Here is a 12,860-nt window from a genome sequence, read left to right as displayed (position 1 = left end):
TTGCACCGTAAAGTGACTGGCAGTTGTCCTCATCCAGAGGAGCTGAGGGACCGGCCCGATGAAGCTCCGGCAACCGTCCGCGCACGCGCGACGACGGTGCCAATTCCGGCCCGCCGGAACACGGTGGGAGAGATGAGAAGGGATCTCGCATGACTGTCACCACCACCTCCCTGGGGCGGGCTACGCACCTGTCATGTCGTGAGTGCGGCGCGACCGTGGAGCTCGGGCCGCACTACGCCTGCCTGGAGTGCTTCGGCCCGCTGGAGGTCGCCTACGACTACGGCACCATCACCCGCGAGCGCATCGAGAGCGGGCCCCGCTCCATCTGGCGCTATCGCGACCTGTTGCCGGTGCCGGCCGACGTAGCCGAGATCCCGAACACCGACCCCGGCTTCACGCCGCTGGTCCGCGCGGACAACCTGGCCCGCGAGCTGGGGCTGCGAGCGCTGTGGATCAAGAACGACGCCGCCAACCCCACGCATTCTTTCAAGGACCGCGTGGTCGCGGTCGCGCTGGCGGCGGCCCGCGAGCTGGGCTTCACGGTGCTGGCCTGTCCGTCCACCGGCAACCTCGCCAACGCTGTCGCCGCGGCCGCTGCCCGCGCCGGCATCCGCAGCTACGTCTTCATCCCCAGCAACCTCGAGCAGCCCAAGATCGTGACCAGCGCCGTCTACGGCACCACGCTGGTCGCCGTCGACGGCAACTACGACGACGTCAACCGGCTCGCCTCCGAGCTGGCCGGCGAGCACGACGATTGGGCCTTCGTCAACGTCAACGTGCGCCCGTACTACGCCGAGGGCTCCAAGACCCTCGGCTACGAGACCGTCGAGCAGCTGGGCTGGCGGCTTCCGCGCCAGGTGGTCATCCCCGTCGCCAGCGGGTCGCAGCTCACCAAGGTCGACAAGGCGTTCCATGAGCTGGTGCGGCTCGGCCTGGTCGAGGGTGACGCGCCAGCCATTTTCGGAGCGCAGGCCACCGGCTGCTCCCCGGTGGCCGAGGCGTTCAAAGCCGGCCACGACGTCGTCCGCCCGGTGCGTCCGGACACCATCGCCAAGTCGCTGGCCATCGGCAACCCCGCCGACGGCCCGTACGTGCTCGACGTCGCCCGGCGCACCGGCGGCGCGGTCGAGGACGTCAGCGACGACGAGGTGGTCGAGGGCATCCGGCTGCTGGCCCGCACCGAGGGCATCTTCGCCGAGACCGCCGGCGGGGTGACCGTCGCCGTCCTGGCGAAGCTGCTGCGTGAGGGCAAGCTCGACCCGGAGGCGGAGACCGTCGTCTTCAACACCGGCGACGGGCTCAAGACGCTCGACGCCGTCTCGCCGGTCGTCGGCCCGGCTGGCACGATCGAACCCACTACCGAGGCGTTCCACCGCCTCGTCAACGGAGGCTGAGCCATGAGCGTAGCGGTACGCGTCCCAACCATCCTGCGCACCTACACCAAGGGCGAGTCCGACGTCACGGTGGAGGTCGCAGCCGACGCCACGCTCGTCGACGTGTTCGCCGCGCTGGACGCGCAGTTCCCGGGCATCGGTGCGCGCGTCCTCGACGACACCGGCCAGATCCGGCGCTTCGTCAACGTCTACGTGAACGACGACGACGTCCGGTTCGCCTCCGGACTCGCGACGCCGACGCCGGATGGCACGAAGGTGTCCGTCATCCCGGCGGTCGCCGGCGGCTGAGCCCGCTCTAGTCGGCCATCGGCGAGGTCACCGTCAGCCGACGGTGACCTCGCTGATGTTGAACGCGTCCTCGGCCCACGGGAACACCCATATGAACAGGGCGTACACCAGGGCCGCGATGAGGATCAGGTAGATGAGCAGCCGAACCGGCCATGGTCCCGGCAGGTGTCGCCATATCCAGGCGTACATCTGTCTAGACTTCCTCTCCGCCGATCAGGACTCCGGTCGCGTACATACGGTGTGACGAGCCCCAGCGTGGCCAGCACGTGGTGAGCGTAATGCGCCGCTCGGTGGGCTTCGTGTCCTCCGGTTCCCCAGGAACCGGATCCACCACCCAGGTCTCGGTGATGTCGATTCTGTTGCCGTCGGGATCGCCGTTCGGCGCATCGTCCAGCTGGTAGACGAACGTACCGGTGGCGGTCTCGATCTCCACGACGTCGCCGACCCGGAGCTCCGGGAACTCCGCCATCGGTTCGCCGTGACCGGAACGGTGGGCGGCGATGGCGAAGTTCCCGAGCTGGCCGGGGTCGACGCTGTCGAGGTAGTGGCCCGGGCCGTTCTTGAGGTCCCCGTCCTCGGTGCCCTGGACGATGATCCACTCCCAGTCGTCGCCGAAGCGGGGAATGCGGATGATGCCGTAGGCGTCGCCGAGCTCCAGCTGGTCCAGCGGAATCGGGTCCTTTTCCAGCTGGCCGGTGTCCAACCCCAGCTGGTCGCGCAGGTCGTCCTGGGCGTTGGCGGTCTGGATGCCGGTGCCCCACAGCGTATAGACGACGAAGAGCAGCACGATGGCGCCCGCGGTGAGCATGAACTCGCCCACGCCGCCGGCGACCAGTGCCGCGACGCTGCGCTGGGGAGCACTCTTCACGCCGCGCTGCGGAGCATTCCTGACGCCGCCCTCGGCAGCCTGGTTCACGCTGCGCTGGGGAGCGTTGTTCGCGCTGTGCTGAGGAGCATTCCTCCGGCGTGGGGCTCTACGGCGCCCCCGGGTCGCCTTGCGATGCATGGCCAAGAGCCTAACCGGCCGTCGAGGGTGGCTGGGACCGGACCGTTTGTCCGAACCCTTGTCCATTCGGTTGATTCGGCTGTCACATCTGCTAGCGTGCGGCGGGCGTGTGTCCGGTTCGCGTCGTCAGACGGGGTCCGGACTGCTGGAGATCACCAGAACACGGGAGATATGACGAATGAGTTCGAGAACCCCACGGCGGCTGCTGGCCGCGGTGGCGACCACCGGTGTCGCGGCCCTCACGGCCGCCGGCACGGCGTCGCCGGCCAGCGCCTCCGACAATCTGCCCGAATTGGTCGAGCAGGCCACGGCTGCCAGCGAGCGATTGCTCGAGACGGCCGCGGACCGCGCCGACCTCAGCCTGCAGGAGGTGCAGGAGCTGGTCGATTCCGACCAGGCCATCGTCGGCCAGTCCGGCGTGCTCTCCTACACCGACCGCTTCGAGGCTCCTGACGAGCACGACCACGAGGCGGCTGACCTCGCACCGGCCGCGGACGTCCCGGGTGACCCCGCGGGCGGCTCGAAGCCGGGCGCGCCGTACACCGTCTACCTCGACTTCGACGGTGCCACTGTCACGAACACCGAGTGGAACCGGTACTACCAGGAGGACGTGTTCGAGTTCGACGCGAACGCCGCGGGTTCGGACGCCGACTACGTCTACCAGGTGTGGGCGCGGGTCGCAGAGGACTTCGCTCCGTTCGACATCAACGTCACCACCACCGACCCGGGTGCGGACGCACTGCACAAGACGTCGATGGACGACGCCGAGTACGGCATGACAGCGGTCGTCACCGACACCACTGACGTGGCGCCGGCCGACCAGGCCAGCGGCCGGGCGTGGCTGGGCGGCTTCGGCAACCAGTTCTACTCGCCGGCGCTGATCTTCGCCCCGGTCGCGCGCGACAGCAACCCGTCCGACGTGGGCAACATCGTGTCGCACGAGGTCGGCCACACGTTCAACCTCAACCACGACGGTATCGGCGACGACGAGTACTACGGCGACACCCTGGCCGAGCCCACCTCGCTGTGGGCGCCGATCATGGGCGCGCCGTGGTCCGCGCCGCTGTCGCAGTGGGACAACGGCCAGTACGCCGACACCACGAACCCCGAGCAGGACGACCTCGCCGAGATCACCCTCGCCGACGGCGCCTACCAGTCGTTCATGGTGTTCGACGGCGACCAGATGTGGCTCGAGGGCTTCTGCACCGACGCCGAGGACCCGAACAACCCGCAGCCGGGGGACACCGTCTACAAGCCCGGCCCGGACGGGACGTGCAACCCTCCCGGTGAAGAGTTGACGCTGCAGTTCTACTACGGCGGGCGCGCAGCCTATGCGGCCGACGACCACTCGGACTCGGTCGGTGAGGGCACCGCTCTGGACAACTCCAGCGGCGACTTCCAGGCCACCGGTGTCATCGGTGCAACCGACGAGCGCGACGTGTTCGAGCTGGTCACCAACGGCGGCCCGGTCTCCATCACGGCCGAGCCGGCCACCGTCGGCCCGAACGTCGACCTGCACATCGAGCTGATCGACTCCGAGGGCAACATCGTCGCCGAGGCCAACCCGGAGACGTCGACCGACATCGCCAGCTCGCCGACCGACCGCCAGGCCAACGGTCTGGGCGCCTCGGTCGAGGCCGAGGTCGAGACCGGCGTCTACTCCGTGCGCGTCAGCGGCGCGGGCCAGGGCGACCCGGCCTCGAACACGCCGAGCAACGGCGCCGGCTACACCTCGTACGGCAGCCTGGGCAACTACGCGCTGACCGGTTCGGCGCCGGCGTTCGACGCCGACCCGATCACGATCATCTCGCCCGAGAACGGCGACGAGGTCGACCCGTCCTCGGTCGAGGTGACCGGCTCGGCGGAGCCCGGCTCGACCGTGACCCTGAGCGTCGGTGACGGCACCGTCGGCACCGGCACCACGGACGACGAGGGCACCTGGAGCATCGTGCTCGAGGGCGACCTGCCCTACGGTGAGACCACCATCACCGCGCAGCAGACCGTCGGCAGCATCCAGGTCCCGGAGACCGCCGAGGTCACCGTCGTCGTCCCGGTCGACGCGCCGACCATCGTCCGCCCGGAGGAGGGTGACACCGCCACCACGGCGACGCCCACCTTCAGCGGTGAGGGCGTGCCGGGCGCCACCGTCGAGGTCTCCATCGCCTGCGGCGAGGACACCTGGGCCGGTAGCGCCGAGGTCGACGAGGAGGGTGCTTGGTCGTTCACCCCGGAGGAGAGCCTGCCGAACGGCGAGTGCTCCGTGACCGCCGTGCAGACGATCAACGGCGTGACCTCCCCGGAGGCCGGCCCGGTCAACTTCACCATCGACGTCTCGTCCGGTGACGAGAATGGCGACGACGGTGGTGAGGAGAACGGTGGCGACGAGAACGGTGACGAGGACGGCGAGGACCTGCCCGACACCGGTGCCTCCACCAACTCGCTGGTCATGGCGGCCGGGCTGCTTCTGCTCGGTTTGGGCGCGGTGCTCTACGCTCGCACCCGTCGCAACGTGACCGGCTGACGCGCCTGAAGCGTCAAACCGCGTAGACGCTGGGGCCCGGGACACTGTCGTCCCGGGCCCCAGCCGCGTCTCCGCCCTGGTCCGCGGCCTGGGTCGACGCTGGTGACGGCCGAGTTCGCGGCATGCGAAACCAGGGCGGCCCGCGGCCCGTCTCATCCTTGAGAGACAGCCACCGGCTCACGGGAGGACCGGACCGATGACCGACGCACCACAGCAGAGGCGGAACAGCGTGCTCGCTGTCATGGCCGCGGTCGTGGTGGTCGCGGTCGCGGTGGTCCTCGCGGTCTGGCTCACCGGCCGCGGCGACGACGACGATTCCGGTGCCGTGGCCGTGCCCTCAGCCGACGGCTCCGGAGACCGGAGCGCGAGCGACGACTCCGCGACCCCCGACGGCTCGCTGCGCACGGGTGAGCCGCTGCAGCTGCTGCCGTCGCCGATGGGCGGCCAGGAGGCCATCGACGCCCTCGGCGAGGAGGATCTCGAGCGGGTCGCCGAGATCAACAACACCACCGTCGACGAGCTGCGCGACCTGCTGCTGCGCGACGCCACCCTCCTGGTCAGTCCGAGCGGGCGGCTGATGTACGAGGACACCATGACGCCTCCTGCCACGTCGGAGTGACCGCCGCCGTAGGATGAGTCGCGTGCAGGCATCCGAGCAGTGCGATGCCGTCGTCGTCGGCTCCGGCCCGAACGGGCTGGCGGCAGCGGTGGTGCTGGCCCGGGCCGGGCTCAGTGTCCAGGTCCATGAGGCCCAGCGGACCATCGGCGGCGGCGCGCGAACCCTCGATCTCGGCCTGGCGCCCGGCATCGTCCACGACATCTGCTCCGCGGTGCACCCCATGGCGGCCGCGTCGCCGTTCTTCCGGGCCTTCGACCTGGCCGCCCGCGGTGTCCAGCTGAACTACCCCGACGTGTCGTACGCCCAGCCGCTGGACGGTGGACGGGCGGGCATCGCCTACCGCGACCTCGACGACACCGTCGACGGCCTTGGCCCGGACGGCCCGGCCTGGCGCCGGCTGATGGGCCCGCTGGCCCGCCACTCGCCCGCCGTCGTCGACGTCGCACTGTTCGACCGCCGCAGCCTGCCCACCGACCTGCTGACCGCGGCACAGTTCGCGCTGTCGATGCTGGAGCAGGGCACCCGCCTGAACGGCATCCGGTGGAAGGACGAGGTGGCGCCGGCGCTGTTGATGGGGGTGGCCGCACATTCCATCTGCCGGCTGCCGACGCTGACCGCGGCCGGTACGGCGCTGTCGCTGGGCGCGCTGGCGCACTCGCCTGGCTGGCCGCTGCCGGTCGGCGGCAGCCAGGCCGTCATCGACGCGATGGTCGCCGACCTCGAGGCGCACGGCGGCACCGTCCTCACCGGAGCCGAGGTCACGTCGTTCGACCAGCTGCCCAAGGCACGCGCCTACCTCTTCGACACGACGCCGCGCGCGCTCGCCCGGGTCCTGGGCGACCGCCTGCCGGCGGCGTATCGGCGCGCCTTCGACCGGTTCCGGTACGGCAACGCCGCCGCAAAGGTCGACTTTGTGCTGTCCGGGCCGGTGCCCTGGGCGCACCCCGAGGTGGGGCGCGCCGGCACCGTCCACCTCGGCGGCACCCTCGCGGAGATGTCGTACGCCGAGGCGGAGGTGGCGGCCGGGCGGCACGCCGAGCGGCCGATGATCCTCGCGTCGGATCCGGCGCTGTTCGACCCTGGTCGCGTGGTCGGCGGACTCCGTCCGTTCTGGAGCTACACCCACGTGCCCGCCGGCTCCACCGTCGACGTCGGCGACACCGTGCAGGCACAGATCGAGCGGTTCGCGCCCGGCTTCGGCGACCTCGTCGTCGAGCGGCACACCATCCCGGCGGCCAAGATGGCAGACCACAACGCCAACTACGTCGACGGCGACATCGCAGCGGGCGCGATGAGCTTCTGGCAGCTGTTCAAGCGGCCCACGCTGCGTTGGAACCCCTACGCGACCGGTGTGGACGGGGTCTACCTCTGCTCGGGCTCCACGCCGCCAGGGCCGGCGGTGCACGGCATGTGCGGCCTCAACGCCGCGCAACGGGCCCTGCGAGCGCGCTTCGGCATCCGCTCCCTGCCCTCCCTCGCCCCGTCGGTCGACTCCGATTGATCACGTTCAGCACGCGATCTCGTGTCGCACCATGCTCGCAAGCCTGGTGACGCGCGGGTAATCCTCGTGATGGCCCGGGCTGTCCAGCGCCGACGCTGCCGGCTAGCTCGCCGCGGTCTGGACCGGCGGACGGCGACGCAGGCCGCTCAGCGCGCGCTGCGTCAGCGGCACGAGGCGCTCAAGCGGCAGGAACGCCAGCCAGCAGATGACCGTGGCCAGGAAGTGGATGCCCAGCGCCAGGTAGGTCATCAGGTGGAAGCCGATGAACGTGACCACGGCCAGGTACAGTGCCTTGCCCTTGAGCCAGAGCACCACTGGCGACAGGAACTCGATGGTGATCAGCCCCCACTGGGCGATGATCAGCAGCCACGGGTAGTCGGTGGTCCAGCGGAACAGGTCGGAGCCGCGGCGGATGAGCGCCCAGATGAACACCGCGCCGTTGGCCCACGCGGCCGGTGAGCCGCTGCGCACCCACTTGACGACGGCCGAGGCGAAGTAGGTGGCGATGGTCGCCACCTGGATGCACCGGAAGGCCCACCCGGCGGCTTCGCTGGAGTCGCGCTCGGTGAAGCGGGCCGGGCCGATGGTGGGCAGGACGGTGACGGCCACCATGAGGGCCAGGTGGTCGTGCGAGACGTAGCCGTAGCCCTGGCTGAACACCATCCACTGGAAGTACGCGACGGCGACGATCCAGCCGGCCACCCTGGGGAGCAGCCCGGTGGCCGCCACCAGGGCGCCGACGACGATCACGATCTGCAGGGTCTGCGCCAGCGGCACCGACGGCTCCGGCAGGGGCAGCGTCCGGCCGATCCAGGTGGGCTGGTAGAACTCCGGCGCGTGCGCCATCGGGACGACGTCGTTGGTGAGCGCGAAGATGTCGTAGAGCAGGAACAGGTAGATCCCGACGCGCAGTACGGCCACCCGGGCCAGCGGGACCGGGCGCAGCCACCAGCCGACGACGGCGTGTGCGGTGTCGCTCAGCCGGCTCATCGCCGCACCTCCCACGTCGTCAGCTCCTCGGTGGTGGGCGTGCCCTGCTGCAAGCCGTCCTCCAACTGGAAGGTGTCGCGCATGACGTACAGCCGCACGTACGGGTCGGCCTCGGGGTGCAGCTCGGACCAGGCGTCGGCGATGCCCTGCAACAGCGACGGGTCGGCGACGATGCGGTCCAGCTGCGACTCGATGTCGGCGCGTCCCACGCCGACACCGCCGGGGTTGAGTGGCACCCGGACTTGGTCGCCGCCGGTGGTGTCGGCCAGCATGTAGACCGAGCGCACGGTGCCGTCCATGTCGCGCGGCGTGGCGTACTGCGAGAGCGAGCCGAGCGGGAAGTAGTCGTTGGTGTCGTGCAGCTGCCCGAAGGTGAGGACGGTCAGCGCGACGGCGGTCACGCCCAACCGCCACCCGACGCCCACTCGGGAGATCTTCCTGACGGCCGGTTCGGAGCCCACAGGGCAGGAGTATACGGGCGAGCTTGCACTCTCCAGGGCAGAGTGCTAAACACGTGCTTAGCACTCTCAAGGTGAGAGTGACAGGACTTCGGGTCGACGAGGCCGCGGGTGTCCGGTGACAGGAGCCGGGCAGCCAGCGGTCGTCCGTCGCGGGCGTCGAGCCGGATGCATCCACCCGCTATGGGAGGACCAGGAACCCATGCCAAAGATCATTGCCTTTGACGAGGAGGCGCGGCGTGGCCTCGAGCGCGGCATGAACGCTCTCGCCGACGCCGTCAGGGTCACTCTCGGCCCCAAGGGCCGCAACGTCGTGCTCGAGAAGAAGTGGGGCGCGCCGACGATCACGAACGACGGTGTGTCCATCGCGAAGGAGATCGAGCTCGAGGACCCGTGGGAGAAGATCGGGGCCGAGCTCGTCAAGGAGGTCGCTAAGAAGACCGACGACGTCGCCGGTGACGGCACGACGACGGCGACCGTGCTGGCGCAGGCGCTGGTCCGTGAGGGCCTGCGCAACGTGGCCGCCGGTGCCAACCCGATCGCGCTGAAGCGTGGCATCGAGCGCGCTGTCGAGGCCATCGCCGAGCAGCTGCTGACCACCGCGCGTGAGGTGGAGACCAAGGAGCAGATCGCCGCGACGGCGTCCATCTCGGCCGGTGACCCGCAGATCGGTGAGCTGATCGCCGAGGCGATGGACAAGGTCGGCAAGGAAGGCGTCATCACCGTCGAGGAGAGCAACACCTTCGGTCTGGAGCTGGAGCTCACCGAGGGCATGCGCTTCGACAAGGGCTACATCTCCGGGTACTTCGTCACCGACCCGGAGCGCCAGGAGGCCGTCCTCGAGGACGCCTACGTCCTGCTGGTCGAGTCGAAGATCTCGAACGTCAAGGACCTGCTCCCGCTGCTGGAGAAGGTCATGCAGGCCGGCAAGCCGCTGATCATCGTCTCCGAGGACGTCGAGGGCGAGGCCCTGGCGACCCTGGTGGTCAACAAGATCCGCGGCACGTTCAAGTCCGTTGCGGTCAAGGCTCCGGGCTTCGGCGACCGCCGCAAGGCCATGCTGCAGGACATCGCCATCCTCACCGGTGGCCAGGTCATCAGCGAGACCGTCGGCCTCAAGCTGGAGAACGCGACGGTGGACCTGCTCGGCCAGGCCCGCAAGGTCGTCGTGACCAAGGACGAGACCACCATCGTCGAGGGCGCGGGCGACCCGGACCAGATCGCCGGCCGGGTGTCGCAGATCCGGGCCGAGATCGAGAACTCCGACAGCGACTACGACCGCGAGAAGCTGCAGGAGCGGCTGGCCAAGCTGGCCGGCGGCGTTGCGGTCATCAAGGCCGGCGCGGCCACGGAGGTCGAGCTGAAGGAGCGCAAGCACCGCATCGAGGACGCGGTGCGCAACGCGAAGGCCGCCGTCGAGGAGGGCATCGTCGCCGGTGGTGGCGTGGCTCTGATCCAGGCCGGTGCCGCTGCGTTCGAGAAGCTGGAGCTGGACGGCGACGAGGCGACGGGCGCCAACATCGTCAAGGTCGCGGTCGAGGCTCCGCTGAAGCAGATCGCGGTGAACGCCGGTCTCGAGGGCGGGGTCGTGGCGGAGAAGGTGCGTGGCCTTCCCGCCGGCCAGGGCCTGAACGCGGCGACCGGCGAGTACGTCGACATGCTGGCCGAGGGCATCAACGACCCGGTCAAGGTGACCCGCTCGGCGCTGCAGAACGCCGCGTCGATCGCCGGGCTGTTCCTCACCACCGAGGCCGTCGTGGCGGACAAGCCGGAGAAGGAGAAGGCTCCTGCCGGCGACCCCAGCGGTGGCATGGGCGGCATGGACTTCTGAGTCCCGCCGCTTCACCAGCACGAAAGACGAGGGCGGTACCCCAGCCGGGGTTCCGCCCTCGTCCGCGTCTCACGATCAAGCCCGGTCCCCGCCCTGGTCGGGTGGATCAAGGGCGGCGCGGAGGTAACGGGCGGCAAGCTTCCGCAGGTGGTCGGCGAACTCCGGCGGGTCGAGCACGTCGAAGTCGACGTCGAGCATGGCGGCGTAGACGGCGATCATCTCGAAGCTGTCGGCACCGGCGTGGATGACGCACGTGTGCTCGTCCCCGGGCTCGACGACGATCGACGACGGCAGCCGGTTCGCGACGGCGTCGGCGGACGCGTGCAGCCGCAGGCTCGCGCGGTAGTCCCAGAGTGCGTAGTCCAGCCCGCGGGCGACGAAGTCGGCGACATCACCCGACGGGGCCTCGCGCGGGGTGAACCGCGGCCCGGTCGGGATCTTCGGCGTCAGGCGATCCACCCGGAAGGTGCGCCAGTCCGACGGTCCGACGTCCCAGGCGACGAGGTACCAACGGCGGCCGCGGTTGACCAGCCGGTGCGGCTCGACCTCGCGGCGCGACCAGTTGCCGTCGTGGCCGACGTAGTCGAAGCGCAGCCGTTGGCTGTCGCGGACAGTGGCCGCGATGGCCGTGAGCACGTCCGCATCGACGGTCGGGCCGCCGCCGGTCAGCGGCACGGTCGCCGACGACAGCGCCGCCACGCGGTGCCGCAGCCGCGCCGGCAGCACCTGCTCCAGCTTGGCCAGCGCGCGCACCGACATCTCCTCGATGCCGGTGACCGACCCGCCCGCCGCCGTCCGCAGCCCGACCGCGACGGCCACCGCCTCCTCGTCGTCCAGCAGCAGGGGCGGCATGTCCGCGCCGGACCCGAGGCGGTAACCGCCGGACACGCCGGGGGTGGATTCGACCGGATACCCCAGCGACCGCAGCCGCTCGACGTCGCGGCGGACGGTCCGCCGGGCGACGCCCAGCCGGTCGGCGAGGTCGGCGCTGGCCCATTCGCGGCGCAGTTGCAACAACGACAGAAGCTTCAGCAGCCGGGCAGAGGTTTCCACCATGCCGTCGATTCTGGCAGTAATCGCGGCCCGAATCTGGCCGCGATTGCCGAGACAGTAGGGGTATGACGAACTCCACGGACATCCGGCCCTTCCGCATCGAGATCCCCGACGCCGACCTCGCTGAGCTGCGCGCCCGGCTGGCCCGGACCCGCTGGCCGGTCGAGGTCGCCGGCACTGGCTGGGAGCGCGGGGTGCCGGTCGCCTACCTGAAACGGCTGGCCGAGTACTGGCGCGGCAGCTTCGACTGGCGCGCGCAGGAGAAAGCACTCAACGCCCACCCGCAGTTCGTGACCACGATCGACGGGCAGGACGTGCACTTCCTGCACATCCGCTCCGTGAACGACGCCGCCACGCCGCTGTTGCTGCTGCACGGCTGGCCCGGCTCGGTGGTCGAGTTCCTCGACGTGATCCCGCTGCTCACCGACGACTTCCATCTGGTGGTCCCGTCGCTGCCCGGCTACGGGTTCTCCGGCCGGGTCACCACCGCCGGCTGGACCGACGGCCGGTCCGCGGCAGCGCTGGTGGAGCTGATGGACCGGCTCGGCTACGACCGCTACGGCGTGCAGGGCGGCGACGTCGGCGGCTTCCTCGGCCCGGAGATCGGCCGGCTTGTGCCGGACCGCGTCGTCGGTGTGCACGCGAACGCGTTCGTGACCTTCCCCTCCGACGACCCGTCCGACCTCGCCGGGCTGACCGAGGACGAGCAGCGGCGCCTGGCGCTGTTCCAGCAGTTCCAGGACGATGGGAGTGGTTACCTGCGGCTGCAGGGCACCCGACCGCAGACGGTGTCGTACGGGCTCACCGACTCGCCGGTGGCGCAGCTGGCCTGGATCGTCGAGAAGTTCCGGGAATGGAGCGACCCGGCCGCCGAGCTGCCCGAGGACGCCGTCGACCGCGACCGGCTGCTCGCCGACGTCAGTATCTACTGGTTCACCGGGACCGCCGCGTCGACCGCGCACTCGTACTACGAGCGGTTCCACGATCCCGCCTTCTGGGCGCCGCGGAAGCGATCCACCGTCCCGACGGCCGTCGCGAACTTCGCCACCGACATCGCGATCCGGCGGTTGGCCGAACGCGACCACACCATCGTCCGCTGGACGACGTTCGACCGCGGCGGCCACTTCGCCGCGATGGAGGCACCGGACCTGCTCGCCGCCGACGTCCGCGCGTTCTTCGCCGACCTGACCCGCTGAACT

12 protein-coding genes and 1 riboswitch are annotated in these 12,860 nt (G+C 70.2%); of the genes, 7 read left to right on the top strand and 5 right to left on the bottom strand.

Annotated features, from left to right (window positions below):
* Window positions 1–26 precede the first annotated feature (26 nt).
* Window positions 27–139, top strand: a riboswitch (SAM riboswitch).
* Window positions 140–149: 10 nt separating this feature from the next.
* Window positions 150–1,394 (top strand): threonine synthase, encoded by a 1,245-nt coding sequence (gene thrC, locus E1269_RS11905; RefSeq protein WP_131894657.1) that lies wholly within the window; start codon window positions 150–152, stop codon window positions 1,392–1,394.
* Between the two features lie 3 nt (window positions 1,395–1,397).
* A complete protein-coding gene (locus E1269_RS11900) occupies window positions 1,398–1,682 on the top strand; it encodes a ubiquitin-like small modifier protein 1 (protein WP_131894655.1) in 285 nt (94 codons plus the stop codon).
* A 33-nt stretch (window positions 1,683–1,715) separates the two neighbouring features.
* On the opposite strand, the gene E1269_RS32840 is transcribed toward E1269_RS11900, so the two are convergent.
* The gene (locus tag E1269_RS32840; RefSeq protein WP_203433391.1) at window positions 1,716–1,871 is read right to left on the bottom strand and encodes a hypothetical protein; all 156 of its coding nucleotides are present in this window, start codon (window positions 1,869–1,871) and stop codon (window positions 1,716–1,718) included.
* Window positions 1,872–1,875: 4 nt separating this feature from the next.
* Window positions 1,876–2,550 carry a class E sortase gene (locus E1269_RS11895; RefSeq protein WP_162606371.1) on the bottom strand — a complete coding sequence of 225 codons (675 nt, stop codon included), beginning with the start codon at window positions 2,548–2,550 and terminating at the stop codon, window positions 1,876–1,878.
* Window positions 2,551–2,866: 316 nt separating this feature from the next.
* On the opposite strand from E1269_RS11895, the gene E1269_RS11890 reads away from it, so the two are divergent.
* The 3 genes from E1269_RS11890 (at window position 2,867) to E1269_RS11880 (ending at window position 7,329) form a co-directional block, all read left to right on the top strand.
* Entirely contained in the window at window positions 2,867–5,209 is a 2,343-nt protein-coding gene (locus E1269_RS11890; protein ID WP_131894651.1) for an Ig-like domain-containing protein, read from the top strand.
* Window positions 5,210–5,405: 196 nt separating this feature from the next.
* Window positions 5,406–5,828 carry a hypothetical protein gene (locus tag E1269_RS11885; RefSeq protein ID WP_131894649.1) on the top strand — a complete coding sequence of 141 codons (423 nt, stop codon included), beginning with the start codon at window positions 5,406–5,408 and terminating at the stop codon, window positions 5,826–5,828.
* 13 nt (window positions 5,829–5,841) lie between these two features.
* A complete protein-coding gene (locus E1269_RS11880; RefSeq protein ID WP_131894647.1) occupies window positions 5,842–7,329 on the top strand; it encodes a phytoene desaturase family protein in 1,488 nt (495 codons plus the stop codon).
* Between the two features lie 102 nt (window positions 7,330–7,431).
* On the opposite strand, the gene E1269_RS11875 is transcribed toward E1269_RS11880, so the two are convergent.
* Both E1269_RS11875 and E1269_RS11870 read right to left on the bottom strand, forming a co-directional pair.
* On the bottom strand, window positions 7,432–8,319 hold the full coding sequence (locus E1269_RS11875; RefSeq protein ID WP_131894645.1) for a hypothetical protein: 888 nt from the start codon (window positions 8,317–8,319) through the stop codon (window positions 7,432–7,434).
* A complete protein-coding gene (locus E1269_RS11870) occupies window positions 8,316–8,780 on the bottom strand; it encodes a hypothetical protein (RefSeq protein WP_131894643.1) in 465 nt (154 codons plus the stop codon). Before E1269_RS11870 ends, E1269_RS11875 begins: the two co-directional genes overlap by 4 nt.
* Window positions 8,781–8,979: 199 nt before the next feature.
* Here E1269_RS11870 and groL point away from each other — a divergent pair, with 199 nt between their 5' ends.
* Window positions 8,980–10,608: a chaperonin GroEL gene (gene groL, locus E1269_RS11865; RefSeq protein ID WP_131894641.1), complete on the top strand. Its 1,629-nt coding sequence runs from the start codon at window positions 8,980–8,982 to the stop codon at window positions 10,606–10,608.
* Window positions 10,609–10,683: 75 nt separating this feature from the next.
* Here groL and E1269_RS11860 read toward each other — a convergent pair whose 3' ends face one another.
* Window positions 10,684–11,664: a helix-turn-helix transcriptional regulator gene (locus tag E1269_RS11860; protein ID WP_131894639.1), complete on the bottom strand. Its 981-nt coding sequence runs from the start codon at window positions 11,662–11,664 to the stop codon at window positions 10,684–10,686.
* Window positions 11,665–11,726: 62 nt separating this feature from the next.
* Here E1269_RS11860 and E1269_RS11855 point away from each other — a divergent pair, with 62 nt between their 5' ends.
* Window positions 11,727–12,857 (top strand): epoxide hydrolase family protein, encoded by a 1,131-nt coding sequence (locus tag E1269_RS11855; protein ID WP_131894637.1) that lies wholly within the window; start codon window positions 11,727–11,729, stop codon window positions 12,855–12,857.
* Window positions 12,858–12,860 lie beyond the last annotated feature (3 nt).

This window comes from Jiangella asiatica (assembly GCF_004349065.1).
Classification (GTDB): domain Bacteria; phylum Actinomycetota; class Actinomycetes; order Jiangellales; family Jiangellaceae; genus Jiangella; species Jiangella asiatica.
The sequence above is the reverse complement of the archived record's forward strand: the minus strand, read 5'-3'. Positions and strand labels throughout refer to the sequence as shown.